Source organism: Kamptonema sp. PCC 6506, from assembly GCF_000180455.1.
In the GTDB taxonomy this organism is placed as follows: Bacteria; Cyanobacteriota; Cyanobacteriia; order Cyanobacteriales; family Microcoleaceae; genus Kamptonema; species Kamptonema formosum.
The window spans coordinates 36,799-55,000 of record NZ_CACA01000351.1; the positions used below are offsets into that span (position 1 = coordinate 36,799).

16 protein-coding genes are annotated in these 18,202 nt (G+C 44.0%); 13 read left to right on the plus strand and 3 right to left on the minus strand.

What is annotated here, in order from left to right; genetic code table 11:
• Positions 1-99: 99 nt before the first annotated feature.
• Complete coding sequence (gene carB / locus OSCI_RS24770; RefSeq protein ID WP_007357946.1) at positions 100-3,405, minus strand: carbamoyl-phosphate synthase large subunit; 3,306 nt, start codon at positions 3,403-3,405, stop codon at positions 100-102.
• Between the two features lie 253 nt (positions 3,406-3,658).
• On the opposite strand from carB, the gene OSCI_RS24775 reads away from it, so the two are divergent.
• The 3 genes from OSCI_RS24775 to OSCI_RS24785 all read left to right on the plus strand — a co-directional run bounded on the left by OSCI_RS24775 (position 3,659) and on the right by OSCI_RS24785 (position 5,835).
• Positions 3,659-4,174 (plus strand): GNAT family N-acetyltransferase, encoded by a 516-nt coding sequence (locus tag OSCI_RS24775; protein ID WP_007357947.1) that lies wholly within the window; start codon positions 3,659-3,661, stop codon positions 4,172-4,174.
• Between the two features lie 45 nt (positions 4,175-4,219).
• Positions 4,220-4,483 carry a hypothetical protein gene (locus tag OSCI_RS24780; protein WP_007357948.1) on the plus strand — a complete coding sequence of 88 codons (264 nt, stop codon included), beginning with the start codon at positions 4,220-4,222 and terminating at the stop codon, positions 4,481-4,483.
• A gap of 167 nt (positions 4,484-4,650) precedes the next feature.
• Positions 4,651-5,835: a murein transglycosylase A gene (locus OSCI_RS24785; RefSeq protein ID WP_007357949.1), complete on the plus strand. Its 1,185-nt coding sequence runs from the start codon at positions 4,651-4,653 to the stop codon at positions 5,833-5,835.
• A gap of 182 nt (positions 5,836-6,017) precedes the next feature.
• Here OSCI_RS24785 and OSCI_RS24790 read toward each other — a convergent pair whose 3' ends face one another.
• Positions 6,018-6,995 (minus strand): hypothetical protein, encoded by a 978-nt coding sequence (locus OSCI_RS24790; protein ID WP_007357950.1) that lies wholly within the window; start codon positions 6,993-6,995, stop codon positions 6,018-6,020.
• A gap of 184 nt (positions 6,996-7,179) precedes the next feature.
• Between OSCI_RS24790 and OSCI_RS24795 the strand changes: the two genes are divergently transcribed.
• The 5 genes from OSCI_RS24795 to OSCI_RS24815 all read left to right on the plus strand — a co-directional run bounded on the left by OSCI_RS24795 (position 7,180) and on the right by OSCI_RS24815 (position 12,938).
• Positions 7,180-7,701, plus strand: coding sequence for a hypothetical protein (locus OSCI_RS24795; RefSeq protein WP_007357951.1), 522 nt, complete (start codon positions 7,180-7,182; stop codon positions 7,699-7,701).
• A 1-nt stretch (position 7,702) separates the two neighbouring features.
• Positions 7,703-8,689, plus strand: coding sequence for a tetratricopeptide repeat protein (locus OSCI_RS24800; protein ID WP_007357952.1), 987 nt, complete (start codon positions 7,703-7,705; stop codon positions 8,687-8,689).
• A 146-nt stretch (positions 8,690-8,835) separates the two neighbouring features.
• Positions 8,836-11,013 (plus strand): CHAT domain-containing protein, encoded by a 2,178-nt coding sequence (locus OSCI_RS24805; protein ID WP_007357953.1) that lies wholly within the window; start codon positions 8,836-8,838, stop codon positions 11,011-11,013.
• A 12-nt stretch (positions 11,014-11,025) separates the two neighbouring features.
• On the plus strand, positions 11,026-11,442 hold the full coding sequence (locus OSCI_RS24810; RefSeq protein ID WP_007357954.1) for a hypothetical protein: 417 nt from the start codon (positions 11,026-11,028) through the stop codon (positions 11,440-11,442).
• Positions 11,439-12,938 (plus strand): hypothetical protein, encoded by a 1,500-nt coding sequence (locus tag OSCI_RS24815; RefSeq protein WP_007357955.1) that lies wholly within the window; start codon positions 11,439-11,441, stop codon positions 12,936-12,938. Before OSCI_RS24810 ends, OSCI_RS24815 begins: the two co-directional genes overlap by 4 nt.
• Positions 12,939-13,281: 343 nt before the next feature.
• Here OSCI_RS24815 and OSCI_RS24820 read toward each other — a convergent pair whose 3' ends face one another.
• On the minus strand, positions 13,282-14,388 hold the full coding sequence (locus tag OSCI_RS24820) for an alkene reductase (RefSeq protein WP_007357957.1): 1,107 nt from the start codon (positions 14,386-14,388) through the stop codon (positions 13,282-13,284).
• A 416-nt stretch (positions 14,389-14,804) separates the two neighbouring features.
• Between OSCI_RS24820 and OSCI_RS24825 the strand changes: the two genes are divergently transcribed.
• From OSCI_RS24825 to OSCI_RS24845, 5 genes are all read left to right on the plus strand, one after another.
• Complete coding sequence (locus OSCI_RS24825; protein WP_007357958.1) at positions 14,805-15,122, plus strand: ArsR/SmtB family transcription factor; 318 nt, start codon at positions 14,805-14,807, stop codon at positions 15,120-15,122.
• 249 nt (positions 15,123-15,371) lie between these two features.
• Positions 15,372-15,572 (plus strand): hypothetical protein, encoded by a 201-nt coding sequence (locus OSCI_RS24830; RefSeq protein WP_007357959.1) that lies wholly within the window; start codon positions 15,372-15,374, stop codon positions 15,570-15,572.
• A 342-nt stretch (positions 15,573-15,914) separates the two neighbouring features.
• Entirely contained in the window at positions 15,915-16,115 is a 201-nt protein-coding gene (locus tag OSCI_RS24835; protein WP_007357960.1) for a hypothetical protein, read from the plus strand.
• 189 nt (positions 16,116-16,304) lie between these two features.
• Entirely contained in the window at positions 16,305-16,817 is a 513-nt protein-coding gene (locus OSCI_RS24840) for a phosphoribosyltransferase (RefSeq protein WP_007357961.1), read from the plus strand.
• Positions 16,818-16,863: 46 nt separating this feature from the next.
• The gene (locus OSCI_RS24845) at positions 16,864-18,168 is read left to right on the plus strand and encodes a glutamate-5-semialdehyde dehydrogenase (RefSeq protein ID WP_007357962.1); all 1,305 of its coding nucleotides are present in this window, start codon (positions 16,864-16,866) and stop codon (positions 18,166-18,168) included.
• Positions 18,169-18,202: the final 34 nt, after the last annotated feature.

Here is an 18,202-nt window from a genome sequence, read left to right on the forward strand (position 1 = left end):
TTTGTTTGTGTAGCCGCGATTTCAATCGCCGGGATATTTTGGCTAACAACGAACAAACAACAACTAACAACTAACAACTAACCACGAACCACTAACAACTTAAAACGAATAATCCTGAATTGCTTTCACATCTAGCGAGTGAGACTTCAGCGAACGAATGGCGGCCGCAGTCGCTTTTGCACCAGCAATTGTGGTAATGATCGGGATTTTATAAGCCAAAGCAGTACGGCGAATGAAAATCCCATCGGCCCGCGATTCTTCACCGGAAGGAGTAGTAATAATTAGTTGGATTTTCTCATTTTTAATTGAATCCAACAAATTTGGCCGGCCTTCGTGAAGTTTCAACTCTAAACCTACCTTTACACCCTGTTCTCGCAAAACTTTGCGGGTTCCTTCCGTTGCTACTACATTGAAACCCAATTCTAAGAACTCTTTGACAACTGGAACCACTGCAATTTTATCGCGATCGCGCATCGATACAAATACTGTTCCCGATAGTGGCAAAACCTGTCCTGCGCCTAATTGAGCTTTTGCAAAGGCTTTGCCAAAATCTGTGTCAATACCCATTACTTCGCCTGTAGAGCGCATTTCGGGCCCTAACAGAGTATCAGTTCCGGGGAACTTAGCAAAGGGTAAAACCGCCTCTTTTACTGCAACGTGAACTGGGATAATTTCTTTAGTAAATCCTAAATCTACCAAAGTTTTACCAGACATCACTCGCGAGGCAATTTTGGCTAGCGGTACTCCAATTGCTTTCGATACAAAGGGTACTGTCCGAGAAGCGCGGGGATTAGCTTCGATGATGTAAACTTGTTCGCCTTGAACAGCAAATTGGATATTCATTAATCCGATCACTTTCAGAGCTTTTGCGAGTTCAACAGTCCAACCGCGAATTGTTGCTAAAGCTGCTAGTGAAAGTGTTTGCGTAGGAATCGAACAAGCGGAGTCCCCTGAGTGAATACCCGCTTCTTCAATATGTTCCATAATCCCGCCAATGACGACATTACCAGAAGTATCTGCGATCGCGTCTACATCTACCTCGATCGCATTCTCTAAAAACTTGTCAATCAAAATCGGGTGATCTGGTTCGACATGGACGGCAAACATCATATACCGTTCTAATTCTACATCAGAATAGACGATTTCCATTGCCCGTCCGCCTAATACATAACTCGGTCGCACTACCACCGGATAGCCAATGCGTTGAGCTACTATTAAAGCATCCTCAAAACTGCGGGCCATACCGTTAGCCGCCTGTTGAATGTTCAACTCCCGCAGAATTTTCTCAAATCGTTCTCTGTCTTCCGCAGTGTCGATAGAATCAGGGGAAGTCCCCCAAATTTTTGTCTTGACTGAAGGATGGTTAGTGAGAGCTTTTTGCAGAGGAACTGCTAGTTTTAGCGGTGTTTGTCCGCCAAACTGAATAATAACTCCCTCTGGATCTTCGGCTTCGATGATGTTGAGAACATCTTCTTTAGTCAAAGGTTCAAAATAAAGGCGATCGCTAGTATCGTAGTCCGTCGAAACTGTCTCTGGGTTGGAGTTAACCATGATGGTTTCAAACCCATCATCACCCAAAGAAAAGGAAGCATGACAACAACAATAGTCAAACTCAATCCCCTGTCCGATCCGGTTTGGCCCGCCGCCTAAAATCATCACCTTTCGCTTCTCAGAAGGCAAAACTTCTGACTCTGGAGTTAAACTTTGAGCAGCAGCAGAAATTTGCTTTTGTTCGTCGCCTAATTCCCAGATTGCCGCGCCTAATTCGTAGGTAGAATAGTAATAAGGAGTGAAGGCTTCAAACTCAGCCGCGCAGGTATCAACTGTTTTGTAAATCGGAATTACGCCTAACTTTTTGCGGTAAGTTCGGACTTCATCTTCTGTGGTTTTTTGGGCGTAGGCAATTTGGCGATCGCTAAATCCTAATTGCTTGATTTCAAACATTAAGTCTTTAGTCAACTGCTGTAGTGGCGTGCGTTTCAGGAACTTCTCTGTTTCGAGTAACTGCACAAATTTATCCAGAAACCAATGGTCAATTCCTGTAAGTTCGTAGATTTCTTCTACTGTCATCCCCATCATCATTGCGTGGCGGACGGTAAAGATTCTTTCTGGGTTTGGTGTCCGCAATCCGGCGCGAATTTGTTCTAGGGAAGGTAACTTTTCTTGTTTGTCGCAACCCCAACCAGCGCGACCAGTTTCTAATCCCCGTAATGCCTTTTGGAAAGATTCGCAAAACGTCCGCCCAATTGCCATTACTTCCCCGACTGACTTCATTTGTGTAGTCAATGTTGGTTCAGAACCGGGGAACTTTTCAAAGGCAAAGCGGGGGATTTTTGTCACCACATAATCAATTGTCGGTTCAAAGGATGCGGGTGTTTTCTTGGTGATGTCGTTCGGGATTTCATCTAGACTGTAACCTACTGCTAATTTAGCGGCCATTTTAGCAATAGGAAAGCCCGTTGCTTTTGAGGCTAAAGCAGAGGAACGGCTAACGCGGGGGTTCATTTCAATCACAATAAATTCGCCGTTAACGGGATTAACAGCAAATTGAATGTTAGACCCGCCAGTTTCTACGCCAATTTCGCGGATAATTTTAATTGAGGCATCGCGAAGGCGTTGATATTCTTTGTCCGTGAGGGTTTGGGCCGGGGCGACGGTAATCGAATCTCCGGTGTGAATGCCCATCGGATCGAGGTTTTCGATGGAACAGATAATGACTACATTATCTGCTAAATCTCGCATTACTTCTAGTTCGTATTCCTTCCAGCCAATTAAAGATTGTTCGATCAAAATTTGCGAAACGGGGCTAGCATCGATGCCGCCTTGGGCCATTTCTTCAAATTCTTCTTGATTATAAGAAATGCCGCCACCTGTGCCGCCCATTGTGAAAGCCGGACGGATAATTAAGGGGAAACTGCCGATTTCGTGACCGATCGCCCTGGCTTCATCGAGATTACAAGCAATTCCCGAAGGACAAACGGGAACGCCAATTCGCGCCATTGCTTCTTTAAATAGCAACCGATCTTCTGCCATTTCAATTGCTGGCAATTTCGCACCAATTAATTCAACGCCGTATTTTTCCAAAACGCCATTTTTAGCAACGGCAACTGCTAAATTGAGTGCTGTTTGACCGCCCATTGTTGGTAAAATGGCTTGAGGTCGTTCTTTAGCGATGATTTTCTCAAGGATTTCTGGGGTTAAGGGTTCGATGTAGGTGCGTTCGGCGGTTTCTGGATCGGTCATAATGGTCGCAGGATTGGAGTTCACTAGCACCACTTGAAACCCTTCTTCTCGCAAGGCTTTGCAAGCTTGCGTGCCCGAATAGTCGAACTCGCACGCTTGGCCTATGACGATAGGGCCAGAACCAATCAGCAGTATTTTTTTTAAGTCTTGGCGGCGGGGCATAGGTTAGTATCGTTAGTTGGACAGGATTCACGCTAAGTCCAAACTATTTTAAGCCCTAGTGTCAAAACCGTGTTATGTAATACAAACTTGCACCATTGTGGAAGAAGGGGCTAGGGGCTAGGGGCTAGGGACTAGGGGGGAAGAAGGGGCTAGGGGCTAGGGGCTAGGGACTAGGGGAAGAAGGGAAGAAGGGAAGGGGACAGGGCGAATAGAATTCGCCCCGCCTATTCGCTTTATTTTTGTCGGACTACTTATGTTATCTTTTGCTGCTGAAACAGATAAGGATGTACCTGCGATTCGCGCTTTGCTGATAGCGGCTTTCGGCGGGATCGGTGAGGCGGAGCTCGTCGAGGTCATCCGCAAGTACCCCAATTTTATCCCCGAATTGTCGCTGGTGGCGCGGGAGGATGGGGAAGCGATCGCGCATATTCTGTTTACCAGTCTCGCTATTGAAGGGCGCGATCGCACGTTTGGGGCCCTCGCCCTCGCCCCCCTAGCAGTCGCCCCACAACGCCAAAGACAAGGCATTGGTAGCCAGTTAGTAGAATTTGGTTTATCAAAATGTCGCGAGTTGGGTCACGGTATTGTTGTGGTTGTAGGTGAACCCGAATATTATCAGCCTTTTGGGTTTCAGAGGGCGAGTCAATTTGGTTTGACTCCTTCCTTGGAATTACCCGATGAGGTGTTTATGGTGGCGGAACTTTATCCCGGCGCTTTGACAGATGTTAGCGGCTTAGTAAGCTATCCAGCATATTTTGATGGAGTTTGAGGGTTAAGATGTAAAATCATTCTAAATTCTAAATCTAAAATCTGTATGCCCAGAACTCCTAATGAATTTGTCGTACACCTGATGCTAGAAGGCGGCCACCAGCAAGAGGTGCGTTTCGGTACGCTGCAAGATTTTCAGAAGTGGTACAGCGGGGTGATTGTACCCAAATTTGACTCTAAAGAATTTGTTAATGTCCCGATGAAAAATCGGGAAAATGAGTATATGGTGGTTCGCCCCGGTAGCGTGATGGCTATTCGTGTGGAACCTGTTTATAGTTCTAGGCCTGATTTTTCAGACGTAGACGAATAAGGCAAAACCTCTCTAACTTAGGTCGAATACTACAGCAACCGCTTTCGTCGGTTAATACATTCTGAGTTCCTGAAACTCGCTTATTCTATTCCCTTCTTTCCCTTCTTTCCCTAGCCCTGAGCATCGTAGCCCCTAGCCCCTAACCGCTGAAAGCGGTTGCTATACTTATGCCTTATTCTATATTCTCTCTGGGCCGCCTGTTCGCTTGTGGCTGTCTGTTTCCTATTGCTTTATCTTTGGCGGTTGTTGCTAATGTCCCGCCGCTACAACGGATGACTCCCGATCGCTTGGATGTTGTTAGCGGGTCGGATATTTTAGGTTTAGATGGTCAAATTTGGGGCGAGGCGGGTAAACCGGGAGATAAGCGATCGCTTCTAACTGCGATTGATTACAGTTTAGCCTATTTGCAATCGCCCAAGGCTGCTGCTGCTTATCAGAAGTATGCGATCGCAGGTATTACGCGCGATCGCGTTCGCCTTTCTTTGCAACGTTTTCGCCAATTAGTTGTTAGTTCTAATTCTCCAGCACAATTGCAAGCATCTGTCAAGCGAGAATTTGTATTTTATCAAGCTGTCGGCAAAGATGGTAAGGGAACTGTAGGTTTTACGGGCTATTTTGAGCCAATTTACCGCGCTTCGCGGGAACCGACGGCGGAATATCGCTATCCCCTTTATCGCTTACCTCCTAATTTAGCCTCTTGGCCGAAACCGCACCCGACGCGGTTGCAGTTAGAAGGGGCGGATGGTTTGGGCGCAACGCAATTGCGGGGGTTAGAATTAGTTTGGTTGCGCGATCGCTTTCAAGCTTTTTTAGTTCACGTTCAAGGTTCTGCCAGGTTGCAATTAACTGATGGTAATGTGATGACTGTTGGTTATGCTAGCAAAACCGATCGCCCTTATACTGGCGTGGGCAGAGAATTAGTTAAAGATGGAAAATTTACTTTAGAAGAGTTGACTTTAATTAGGCTTACTCAATATTTTCAACAATTTCCTGCGGATATGAATAAGTATTTGCCCCGAAATGAAAGTTTTGTATTTTTTAGGGAAACAAACGGTGCGCCGGCGACGGGTAGTTTAGGCGTGCCAGTGACTCCTGAACGTTCGATTGCTACGGATAAATCTTTGATGCCTCATGGTGCTTTAGCCTTGATTAATACTCGGATTCCCTATCAAAATCAAGAGGGTAAATTAGAACAAGTTGATGTTAGTAGATATGTGTTAGATCAGGATACTGGAGGAGCGATTAAAGGGCCTGGGAGAGTGGATGTTTTTATGGGGACTGGAGATTTAGCGGGGGATAGGGCGGGGTTAATTAATGCTACTGGGGAGTTATATTATTTGATTTTGAAGTAGTATTAAGAGTATAAGGATCTGAGCTGATGCAAAGAAACCGGGTTTCTCAGAAAAATCTTCATTTGGAAACTAGAAATCTACAAAGAAACCCGGTTTCTGGCGAGACGTGCGTAGTTATGAAATATAATGGGAAGAGTGGAAATTAGGAAAAAAGAAATAAACTGTCATTAGCAGATATACCTCTACCTTTCTCCATTTTCTGTTAAGAGTCTTACTGCCTGTTGCAGTCCTACTTCATCTATTGTTAGCATGGATATTTCCAGTAACAGCCGAGTAAATTCCGCCACAGGTATAGTAGATACTGGAGAGAGAAGTGCTGCTATTTCCGGGGGCAATTCTCCAAATCTTTCTCGCAGAAAATTTGCTAAAATTAAGCGTTGTTGTTCTTGTCTACCTTGTTCGATCCCTTGTTCGATACCTTGTTCAATACCTTGTTCGATACCTTGCTGTTTGGCAAGTTGCAATTGTTCTTGAAAAAGTGGTGCGATCGCCATAATTAACTCCCGATCTTCTGTGTCTAATTGCTGTTCGCTATCGGTTACTAAGTTCGATTGTAACCGATATAATAATTCTAGCGCATTAATTCGCATCGGGTCATCCAATGCGAGGCTGCTCAACTGTGCGATCGCTCGCTGTTGTACTCCATCTCTACCCAAAATTCTCAACCATAGCGTCTGGGGAGTTTCTGGCAAGGCGTGGATCGCGACTATGGCGGTTCGCAAATATTCCCCTAAAAAATAAATTCCCTGCATCCAATTCTCGTTGTCGGGTGTGGCATTAAACCCATCTAACAATACTTTTGATGCTGTGGGGGTGAGTATCCACAGTTTGGGCATTTCTGCTTCTTCGCAGCGGGTATTTTGTCTTCTAGCTTGTCTTTCTAATTCTCCTCGGACATCCCATAATTTGCTGAGGCAACTGTTAACTTCGCTGACACTTACTGGGTTGCGAAATGGCTCAAAAATTGCCGTTGCTGTTGCCATTTTTCCCAAGATTCCCAATGTTTCTACATATTCTGGTGTGACAGTGGTGGGAGTAAAGTAAACATCTATTTCTCGGACTTCGGAAGTGACATCACGACCAATATTAACAGTGCCTATTGGTGACAGCATTTCTGCCAAGTATTCTTTGGCAAAGCGATCGTGAATAAATCGCGTCATGGCATCAATATCTTTGATTGTTACTCTCGGAGTTTACCATATTCTTTGATGCAATCTTAAGGTACGTAGTCGATGCTCTAACCCTCCCCTAAGCGCTGAAGCGCAACTATGTACCTAAAATAGGGATGGTTTTGATCTAATATTATAGTATAATCAAAGTTATTACACGGTCAGAGTGCGACAAATGCTAAACAAAATTTGGCAATATATCAAGCGATTATTTCAACAACTACTGATTATTTTTCCCTTATTTCCCCAGGATAATAGCAGCCGTCGCACTCCTGTAGCGCCACCGCGTCTCACCCGGACTGATGCCGAATATGAGGCGATTTTTATGCAACTATTAGAAGAGGTAGATCGAGGCACTAGCAGCGGGAATGTGGCCGGGTTTTTGATGGTGAAAGGTGTTAAGGAGACGGAGTTAGCGGCTTGGTTGCGGCAGTTTGGTGAGAGGTTATTAGCAATTGATAACCCATCTATTACATCGCATCAGGAATTAGCGCGGCGGTTGGTATTGTTGAGTGAAATTCGCGGTGGGGAATTGGGAGGAGTTGCGGGGGAATTTGGTAAGAGGATTTTAGCTAAGTTTCCGCTGCCAATTGTTGAGGAAGATTGGCGGGGGAAGGTGATTGAGGCGGTGTTTGTTGGGGATGGTTTGGGAAGAGAAATTAACGGCAAAGGTGCAGAGGACGCAGAGGGAAATTAAGATGGTTAATCAAAAGGCTGAGGAGTGGTTTAGTCGGGGATATTTGCAATATGAAAAAGGGGATTTTGAAGGTGCGATCGCCTTTTACAAGAAAGCCATTGGCATCCAACCTGACTTCTACAAAGTTTGGTATAATTGGGGTGAGGCGCTGTATGAATTAGGGCAATATAAGGAAGCGATCGCTGCTTACGACAAAGGGATTGAATTTAAGCCTGACTTGTACCAAGCTTGGTATAGCCGAGGTAATGTGCTGTATCGCTTACGGCGATTGGGAGAAGCGATCGCTTCTTTTGACAAATCTTTAGCCATTCAACCAGACTACCATGAAGCTTGGTATAACCGGGGCGTTGCACTGGGAAAATTCGGAGATTTTGAAGACGCGATCGCATCTTTTGACAAAGCTTTAGCGATTCAACCAGACTACCACGAAGCTTGGTATAACCGGGGCGTGGCACTGGGAAAATTAGGGCGATTTGAAGGCGCGATCGCTTCTTACGACAAAGCTTTAGTTATTAAACCAGACTACCACGAAGCTTGGTATAACCGGGGCATGGCACTGGGAAAATTAGGGCAATTTGAAGGCGCGATCGCTGCTTACGACAAAGCTATTGAATTGAAAATCGACAAGCACGAAGCTTGGAATAATCGGGGGATTGCGCTGAAAAACTTAGGGCGATTTGAAGACGCGATCGCCTCTTACGATCGAGCGATTGAATTGAAAATCGACAAGCACGAAGCTTGGATAAATAGGGGGATTGCGTTGAATAGCTTAGAGCGATTTGAGGACGCGATCGCCTCTTTTGACAAGGCTTTAGCTATTAAACCAGACTACCACGAAGCTTGGAATAACCGGGGCGTTGCCCTGAGACAGTTAGGAGACTTAGAAGGTGCGATCGCGTCTTTTGACAAAGCCTTAGTTATTAAACCGGATTACCAAGAAGCTTGGCATAACCGGAGTATGGCAATTAGTGAATTATCCGATCGATAAAACACTTATTTTCCGAGTAAAATCTCGGAGGTTGGATGAACAAACTCAGTCTTTATGAAAAATGGGATTATAGTATAATCAAATTCATTAGACTGCCAGAGTGCGACAAATACTAAACAAAATAGACGGCGCAAAGGGAAAAGGAGATGATTAATGAAGATGCTGATGCGTGGTTTAATCGGGGATATTTGCAATATGAGAGAGGGGATTTAGAAGGTGCGATCGCCTCTTACAACAAAGCGATTGAATTCAAACCTGACGACGACGTAGCTTGGTATAACCGGGGTGGGGCGCTGAAAAAATTAGGGCGAAATGAAGAAGCGATCGCCTGTTTTGACCAAGCTATTAAATTCCAACCTGGCTGCCACCAAGCTTGGAATAACCGAGGTTTGGTGCTGTATGAATTAGGGCGAATTGAAGAAGCGATTGCATCTTATAAGCAAGCCATTAAATTCAAACCTAACTTCCACGAAGCTTGGAATAACCGAGGTTTTGCGCTGTTCAAATTAGAGCGATTTGAAGAAGCGATCGCCTGTTTTGACGAAGCGTTAGTTATTAAACGTGACGACCACAAAGTTTGGAATAACCGAGGTATTGCACTGGCACACTTCGGAAACTTGGAAGCTGCGCTCGCCTCTTTTGACCAAGCTTTAGCCATTAAATCTGACTTCTACCAAGCTTGGAATAACCGGGGTATTCTACTTTGCGATCAATTAGGGCAATATGAAGAAGCGCTCGCCTCTTTTGACCAAGCTATTAAATTTAAACCCGACTACCACGATGCGTGGTATAACCGAGGTATTGCACTAGGACATTTAGAAGATTTTGAAGGTGCGATCAACTCTTTTGACAAAGCTTTAGCCATTAAGCCAGACTACTACAGCTCCCTAAGTTTAGAGAAAACTGCAACAGTGAAACAATTACAACGAGATCATACAGATTCATTTCGTCGCTTTATTGCTAAAACCCAAAAGCCAATTCAGAAAAAAATACTTCAATATCAATTAGAAAAATTTCAACAGTTAACAGTAGATATACTCCTTCAATCTGGGGAATTAATAAAAGCTATAAACACCGCAGAAGAGGGGAAAAATGCTTTCTTATCTTGGCTATTCAGCGATGAGTATTCACCCAAATATACCGAAATTCAGCAACTTTTAAACCCTGCAATAGCCTCCGTTTACTGGCATCTCAGCCCTTACGCCCTCCACACCTTTATCATTAAATCTGGGGAATCTACACCTATCGTTATCGAGTCAGAAATAGATTCTTTAACTCGCCTAGATGAATTTGAAAAATGGGTGAAAAAGTGGAATCAAGAATATGCCAAAGGCAAAGGAGAGAAACAGGAAGGCGGGGCGCAAACTTGGCGCGATAACTTGGAAGAAACCCTCAAAGAGTTGGGCAATATTCTCAATATTGCGACCATAGAAGAGGCAGTAAAGGGGATTAAGAACTTAATTTTAATTCCCCATCGGGACTTACTTCGGTTTCCCATTCATGCTTTATTTGGTGATGAGTTCATCATCAGCTATTTGCCTAGTGCGAAACTTGGTTTAGGGTTAGCTGAAAAGCAAAAAGATGGGCTGGCTAATAAAGTTAAGTTACTGAGTATTGAACACCCAAAAAGCGAAAGCGAATATGAAGAGAAAAACTTACTAGATTTGCCATTTGCGAATGTTGAGTCCGAGTACATTTGCCGATTCTTCCCCAACAATCAACGCCTCGCCAGAGGAGCCGTAACCCTAGCGGAAGTCGAAAAACACCTATTAGACAACTACTCAATTATTCACTTTACTGGGCACGCTTCTTACAACTTCCACACCCCCAGCAAATCGGCTTTCTGCCTCACCGGGAAACAACGGCTGAGAGTTGAGAATATCCTCGAAATGGATCTCAGCCAATGCGAATTAGTCAGCCTTTCCGCCTGCGAAACCGCCATCACTGGCAACCAAACTATTACCACTGAATATGTCGGTTTAGTCAGCGCCTTTTTGAGTCGTGGAGTCTCCCGCGTCGCCAGTACCCTGTGGACAGTACAATCAGATGCAGCAGGCTTAGTAATGATGAAATTCTATCAACTACGGCAAGACAAATCAGACGTAGAAGCCTTGAATGAAGCTGCTCGCTGGCTGCGCGACTTAACCGCTGGTAAATTAGTAGAATGGTATCAAGCTATAATGGAAGAGTTGCCCAAAGATTCCTCTATCCGCCCCGATATTCGGGCTGCACTCTTTAGAGCGAGAAAGCAAACACCCGATCTGAAACTTTATGCACACCCTTACTACTGGGCACCGTTTATAATAACAGGTATCACCCGATAAATCTTGCCAAATATGGAAGCCTTACAGATTACACAAATAGCCTTGATAACTGCTCTCAGCCAATTAAAAGAGCCGCTATCTGACGAGCAGCAAACTGACCTCGCTAGTATTAATCTCAATCAGATTAATGAACTAGATCAATTTGCCGAAAAGTATCCCGCCTTTGATCAAATTTACCAAGATGCTCGTGCTATCTTAGAAGTGCCAGCCGTTGAGCGAAGCAAATCAGATTTTCCAATTATAGATAATGAAAGCGAAGGGATGACAACAGAAATTAGCAATATTGTCGAGCAATTAGAAAAAAAAGATAGTGGAGATTTCAGTAAAATGCTCGATACAATCTTAAAGGCTGGCGATCCCAGAAAAACAGCTCAAGAGGAACTACAATCAAGAAATATTTTAATTTCCCATGACGGGACAGTAGCATGACCGAGTTAATTTATCCCACTGTCAATCTATTCCTCTATGACTTGCGCGATGGTTTAGGGCAAAATCAAGAAATTGCCCTAAACTGCCGCCAGTTTTGGCGGAAAATTGACCCCGAAATAGATCGGCAGATTCAGGAGTTAGTTGCTGTAAATCCCGATCGAGAAAAAGTTCAATTAGTTAAATATGAAATCGCCTATTCTCTCGATAAAAAACTAAAAGAATTAGGGGAAAAAGAAAACTCGGAAGCCGAATTTGTGCAACTTTATGCCAAGAGATTTGATGAAGACGAACCAGGTTTAGATGGCTATTACTTTGCAACTCAGTTAGGTGATACTTATGCTCTGCAAGTCGATAGCTCTGGAACTTACGCCGATTATAATAGTAAACGAAAAAATAATATTGAGCAGCCTATAGCTCAATTGCAAGAGAATAAAAAAATCATCATTTCTCATCTCAATCATCACCCAAATAGTACCGAACTCGATAGCGATAAGCGCGGAACTATGGGGCAAACTTGGCTAGTATGGGGGCAATTAGCAAATAATCATGATGCTCTCAGCGTCGCTCAAGAATGCTATCAAAAACTAAGTCCTAATTCTAGCTGGAAGCTACCCGAATTTAAAGATCCTGGGCAACTTCTAGGAGCAAATATATATGAATATTGGCACGTTCCTACTAATTGGGGGCAAAAGTGGGAGGAGTTCAGCCAAGAGAATTATCATCTAATTATTTGCTTATTTCCTGCTAGTCAAACTCCTGACGAAATTGTTAAAAATAGAGCTGAAATTCAAAAGATTTATTTTGACTTGACACGCCTGTTGTCTTATCGGCATAAGGTCGTATGGGCTTACTGTCAAAGTCGCTACCTGAAAGCACACCTTAAGCAAAAATCTGCTGAAGTTAAGTTGATGATCGATTCCGTAAAGCAACTGCCAAATCAAATTAAATCTCAAGGCTTGGATTTGCAAGAATTAGAAGAAAATTTGACAAAAGCCTTACCATTGTTGTCAGAATATGCTATTCAATTAAAGAGCCTAGAAATTCAATTGCGGACAATCAAAAGCAATCTAGGAAATTATAAAAAGCGGCTAAAAAAGTTAGAGGAAAAACCCAATACTAAGCTAGATTTGTTGGAAAAATTTGCAGCCTTTGCAGAGGAGAAGTACCAGGAACAAATAGAGAGCGATTTGGCAAGTCTTAATCCAGATTTAACCTTAATTGAAAATTTAATTAGCACCTTGAGAGGTATTATTGATATTGAGCAAACAAAGAGCGATCGCGCTTTAAATACTACAATCTTTATTGCCAGTACAGGCCTCGCCGCCAGTGGGATAACTGCTACCTTAGTTTCAACTCAGGTATATTCTCCCCAAAACAAAGATAATACTATGACCCTATCTAGTGCTATTTGGTGGTCTATTGGGATAACCTTCTGGGTCATAGTATCCGCCATCATATTTTTTAGCATTCCCCGCTTCTTCCGTCCCCGTTCGTAATAATTTTGCCACCTCATACTTAACCCGCCGGGGGTTAAAACCCCCGTCTAATAGCGAAAGTCGGTTAAAACCGACTGAAGATCAGAAAGTTTTTAGTCCTCTTCAGAGGACTTTCTCTATGAGACAGGGGTTTCAACCCCTGGCCGTCATTGCGAAGCGAAGCAATTCTCTTGCGCCTTGCAATTGCATCGCTTCCCAATGACATGATTACATTTATTTCAGGACTTACGCACCCAACCAAAGAAACCGGGTTTTTTTACGAAAATACTTCGTTATGACCCACAGATTCTCTCAAAAACCCGGTTTCTGGGACTCCCTGCGTAAGTCTTATATTTATATCCGACTACTGAGCAGTCTGTAAGTGGAGAGTAGGATAATCAGTGTAACCCTTCTCATCACCCCCATAGAAAGTAGAGCGATCGTAAGGATTTAAAGGCACATTCAAAGCAAACCGTTCCGCTAAATCAGGATTAGAAATATACCATCTGCCAAAAGCAATCAAATCCGCATCTCCCCTCGCGATCGCAGCATCAGCCAATTCCCGATTATAGCCCCCCGCCGAAACGATCGTTCCCTGGAAAATAGAACGGAAATAGGCCGTGTTTAAGTTCGCCTTCTCCTCAGCCACACCCTCATAAGCTCTCGGTTCCACCAAGTGCAAATAAGCCAGCCCAAAACGGTTCAAAGCGTTAACAACGTAAGTAAACAAAGCTTTAGGATTAGAATCGTTCATACCGTTAAAAGTACCGCCAGGTGACAAGCGCACACCCACTCGATCGGCACCCCAAACACTCGTCACTGCTTCCACTACTTCCAACAGTAAACGGCTACGATTCTCGATCGAGCCGCCGTAAGCATCTTGACGATGGTTAGCATTATCTTGAAGGAACTGATCGAGCAAATAGCCATTAGCGCTGTGGATTTCTACCCCATCAAAACCCGCCGCGATCGCATTTTGGGCAGCACTGCGATATAGCTCCACAATCCCAGGAATTTCATCAATTTCCAAAGCGCGAGGCGTAACATAAGGCTTAGGCCCAGAATAAGTAGATGCTTCACCTTCAGGCGCGATCGCGCTTGGCGCTACCGGCAAAGCTCCCTCCGGCTGTAGATCGGGATGCGAAATCCGCCCAACGTGCCACAATTGTATGAAAATGCGACCCCCGTGACTATGCACAGCCTCCGTCACCAGTCGCCAACCTTCCACCTGCTCAGACGAATAAATCCCCGGTGTTTGAGGATAACCCAAGCCTTCAGGAGCAATTTGCGAAGCTTCCGTAATTATTAATCCCGCACCCGCCCGCTGAGTATAATAAGTTACATTCATCTTACCGGGTACATTACCCGCTTCAGCCCGGTTGCGAGTTAAGGGAGCCATAACCAGTCGGTTAGGCAAAGAATAAGGGCCAACTTGAACAGGCGAAAGAACGTTTTTCTCAGTAGCAGCCATAGTATCCTCTGTGAAAGAGCAATATCGATCGAGTAATTACAGACAGACAGGCAATCTCAAATCCGGCTTTACTACCCCCTTTATTGTCATTGCGAGCAAAGCGAAGCAATCGCAGAGACTAGACTAGGCGATTGCTTCGCTTCGCTCGCAATGACGGATTGTTGCTAATAAAGGGGGTGACTAACCTAGATTTGGTATTACCCATTGATTCTTTGAGTCCGCGCAGGCGGACTTCGTTTGTGTAGTAGCGGTTTCAACCGCCGACTGCTGCAATGAAGTAGTCAAACAACCATTTAACTAAAAAGTTTAATCACTTTGCCACCAATAGTCAAGTAGTTATTTAACTATTTCATAAAAGCCTCTAGCAGCGTAAGATAGAGATAACCACCAACTTAAATTCCCCACACCAACTCCTGATGACGGATAGTTGCGACGACTTCCAAGCGATACCTCTCCCAGTGCCCGCCAAAAGTGACGCTGAGCTCCGAGTGAGGATTTTTGCTGCACTTTCCGACCCCACACGCTTGCGAATTGTTGAGCTTCTAGCCAAGCAGGGGGAAATGAGCAGTTCAGAAATTGCTGCTGCTGTCGGAATTAGCCTCGCCTTATTTTGCCATCACTCTAAAACTTTGGCCGGGGCCGGTCTAATCCAAATTCGCAAAGAAGGTCAGACTAAGTACAATTCCTTAAATCGCGAATTGCTGATCTGTTGTTTTGGTAGCTTCTTTCAATAATTGAGTTTCACCTCTCCCCTACAAGGAGTTAGGTCTTTATCAAAAATAGGATAATCTCTAAATTGCTTACTGTCAATCACAGAAATTTAATGTGACCAGTATCACAAAAAAACCAAAGATCGATCGCTCGATCGCGCCGACTTCGCTCACAAATTCCATTGAGAAGTATCACCTATCTTTAAGTAGTTGAATCACTAGAGTGCTTGGGAAAATGCGACATATTAGAATTGTCGAGTTCCAATCAACACTATGCAAGCTCAAGCTCTCCAAGCTGACCGCGCGATCGCCGAACTGTTCTACCACGTCTGTCAATCCGGGAAACTGACTCGCACTGACCGCTACGGTCTAATGTTTGCACTCTTAGAGTGTGGCCTCAGCGAAGAGGATCGAGCCGCGATCGATCGCCTCATTCACGCCACCCGCCGAGGTTGGGTAACAATTTTAGATTAATTTCCTAGCTAGCAAATAGAGTTAATTATTTCTTATCTCTATCATCTTCTGACCTTATCAATTGCTGTAAATAATTCACTCAATTAACTATGTGGGAAAAAATAATCTTTCAATCCGGTCATAACCCGGTTGCTCGCAGCAACCGGGTTTTTTAACGTTCATTAGAAGCCACAATCCTATCCAGTCTTAAGCAAAACTGTGTACCTTTGATATCGATCACAAACTTAGATTGATATGAATCACTAGCTCAGCCATAAATTATCACTTTGGTAGAGGCGTTCAATCACATTATTTGATATAGAAACCAGTCAAACTATAAAAAGTGAGTTACAAGAAAATCTAATGATGGCTCAAGCGCTTTTACCTCAATTTACTATTGCCGAGCTAGTTTTTCAGGTGTATCACTCTGGTCTATTGACTCGAAATCACCGGCAACAGCTCAGGACTGCACTCCTAGAACAAGCTCTCACAGAAGAAGATCAAACCGCCATTAACCGATTACTCCACGCTGTTCGCCGGGGTTGGCTGAAAGTAGTTGATTAAATTTAACCAGAAATCTAGTCCCTTCTTACCAAGATCGAACCAACAATCGGAACTGAGACACTCCTAAATTTTATTTACTCCGCATCGCGAGCGGTAAGAGGCAGACTTAAAGGTTTTTACCGGAAAGTCTGCCTCATCAGTCCATATATATGCTTAAAATATATTTCTACCTTCTCAATAACACCAGGGATGAGCGACCTTTACGTTTCTTGGTCAGAGTACCATCAGAAAATTGAGTGCCTAGCAGCAAACATTTATCAATCTCAATGGGAATTTAATCAAATTGTCTGCCTTGCTAGGGGCGGGATGCGGATTGGCGATATTCTATCGCGGATTTATAATTTACCTCTAGCAATTTTAGCTACTTCGTCTTACGGTGGATCGGGGGGTCAAGTGCGCGGTGAGATCAAATTTTCACGCGATTTAACTATGACGACCGCTAATTTAGGGACTCATGTTTTGTTGGTAGATGATTTAGTAGATTCAGGTATCAGTTTAGAGCAGAGTCTGATTTGGCTAAACACTCACTATGGTTCGGATATCAAAGAAATCCGTACTGCTGTCCTTTGGTACAAAGCTTGTTCGGTGGCAAAGCCTGACTACTATGTAGATTATTTAGCGGATAATCCCTGGATTCATCAACCTTTTGAACCCTATGAGAAAATGAATCCGGCTGATTTAGCAGTAGCCTTTGTGGGCTAATTAGCAATCTAAAGACTCGTTCGTTTCCCACTTACCGAACTTTTTTATGACTATTTCTCAAGTTGCATCCTGTTCTCTGGTTGAAATCGCCATCCAAACCCGCCAAGCTGCGCGATCGCTGGCAGTATTATCGACCGAGGCAAAAAATCAAGCCATCGAAGCGATCGCGCAAGCCTTAGAAACAGCAGCCCCAGAAATCTTAGCAGCGAATGCGGCTGATTGCCAAGCGGCAGAGGCTGACGGCATTGCCAAGCCGCTATACAATCGGCTGAAGTTAGACGCAGTGAAATTGCAAGGCGCGATCGCTGGTGTTCGAGATGTTGGCAAACTCGCCGATCCTGTTGGTGTCGTACAAATTAATCGCGAATTAGACCAAGGCTTAATTCTGAAGCGCATCACTTGTCCTTTAGGCGTTTTAGGAATCATTTTTGAAGCCCGCCCAGAGGCATTAATTCAAATAGTATCTCTCGCCATTAAATCAGGAAATGGCGTAATTCTCAAAGGTGGTAAAGAGGCGATTCGTTCTTGCGAAATCTTAGTAAAAATCATTCATAAAGCATTAGTTAAAACTGCCGTCAATCCCGAAGCAGTTCAGTTACTAACCACGCGGGAAGAAACTTTAGAAATGTTGCGTTTAGATGGTTATGTTGATTTAATTATTCCCAGAGGTTCTAACTCGTTTGTACGATTTGTCCAAGAAAATACTCGTATTCCCGTATTAGGTCATGCTGAGGGAATTTGTCATTTATATGTGGACAAAGCCGCAGACTTTAACAAAGCCGTAGTAATTACAATTGACGCTAAAACTCAATATCCAGCCGCTTGTAATGCCATTGAAACCTTATTAGTTCACAGTGCAATAGCCGCTGAGTTTTTGCCGATAGTTGCCCAGGCTTTACAAGCTGTGAAAGTAGAATTATTGGGCGATCCAAAAACCTGTGAAATTTTACTGATTGCAGCCGCAACCGAGGCAGATTGGTCAACAGAGTACAGCGATTCGATCCTATCTATTAAAATTGTCGATAGCTTAGAAGCGGCAATTAATCACATAAATACCTACGGTTCTAGGCACACAGATGCGATCGTTACTGAAGATATAGAAGCCGCTGAGACATTTTTAAATCAAGTCGATGCAGCCGGAGTTTATCACAATTGTTCGACTCGTTTTGCTGACGGTTTCCGCTATGGATTTGGTGCAGAAGTGGGGATTAGCACTCAGCAAATGCCACCTCGCGGGCCCGTTGGTTTAGAGGGGTTGGTGACATATAAATATCGAGTTGTTGGGGATGGTCAGATTGCGGCGAGTTATGTTGGTAAAGATGCGAAAGAGTTTACTCATAGGGATTTGTAAAATAATCACTTTGATGTCAGGGACTAGGGAAAGA

Bases quoted from the DNA above. Each gene is read 5' to 3' on its own strand.
- carB (WP_007357946.1), bottom strand. From the start codon at position 3,405: ATGCCCCGCCGCCAAGACTTAAAAAAAATACTGCTGATTGGTTCTGGC.
- OSCI_RS24775 (WP_007357947.1), top strand. From the start codon at position 3,659: ATGTTATCTTTTGCTGCTGAAACAGATAAGGATGTACCTGCGATTCGC.
- OSCI_RS24780 (WP_007357948.1), top strand. From the start codon at position 4,220: ATGCCCAGAACTCCTAATGAATTTGTCGTACACCTGATGCTAGAAGGC.
- OSCI_RS24785 (WP_007357949.1), top strand. From the start codon at position 4,651: ATGCCTTATTCTATATTCTCTCTGGGCCGCCTGTTCGCTTGTGGCTGT.
- OSCI_RS24790 (WP_007357950.1), bottom strand. From the start codon at position 6,995: ATGACGCGATTTATTCACGATCGCTTTGCCAAAGAATACTTGGCAGAA.
- OSCI_RS24795 (WP_007357951.1), top strand. From the start codon at position 7,180: ATGCTAAACAAAATTTGGCAATATATCAAGCGATTATTTCAACAACTA.
- OSCI_RS24800 (WP_007357952.1), top strand. From the start codon at position 7,703: ATGGTTAATCAAAAGGCTGAGGAGTGGTTTAGTCGGGGATATTTGCAA.
- OSCI_RS24805 (WP_007357953.1), top strand. From the start codon at position 8,836: ATGATTAATGAAGATGCTGATGCGTGGTTTAATCGGGGATATTTGCAA.
- OSCI_RS24810 (WP_007357954.1), top strand. From the start codon at position 11,026: ATGGAAGCCTTACAGATTACACAAATAGCCTTGATAACTGCTCTCAGC.
- OSCI_RS24815 (WP_007357955.1), top strand. From the start codon at position 11,439: ATGACCGAGTTAATTTATCCCACTGTCAATCTATTCCTCTATGACTTG.
- OSCI_RS24820 (WP_007357957.1), bottom strand. From the start codon at position 14,388: ATGGCTGCTACTGAGAAAAACGTTCTTTCGCCTGTTCAAGTTGGCCCT.
- OSCI_RS24825 (WP_007357958.1), top strand. From the start codon at position 14,805: ATGACGGATAGTTGCGACGACTTCCAAGCGATACCTCTCCCAGTGCCC.
- OSCI_RS24830 (WP_007357959.1), top strand. From the start codon at position 15,372: ATGCAAGCTCAAGCTCTCCAAGCTGACCGCGCGATCGCCGAACTGTTC.
- OSCI_RS24835 (WP_007357960.1), top strand. From the start codon at position 15,915: ATGATGGCTCAAGCGCTTTTACCTCAATTTACTATTGCCGAGCTAGTT.
- OSCI_RS24840 (WP_007357961.1), top strand. From the start codon at position 16,305: ATGAGCGACCTTTACGTTTCTTGGTCAGAGTACCATCAGAAAATTGAG.
- OSCI_RS24845 (WP_007357962.1), top strand. From the start codon at position 16,864: ATGACTATTTCTCAAGTTGCATCCTGTTCTCTGGTTGAAATCGCCATC.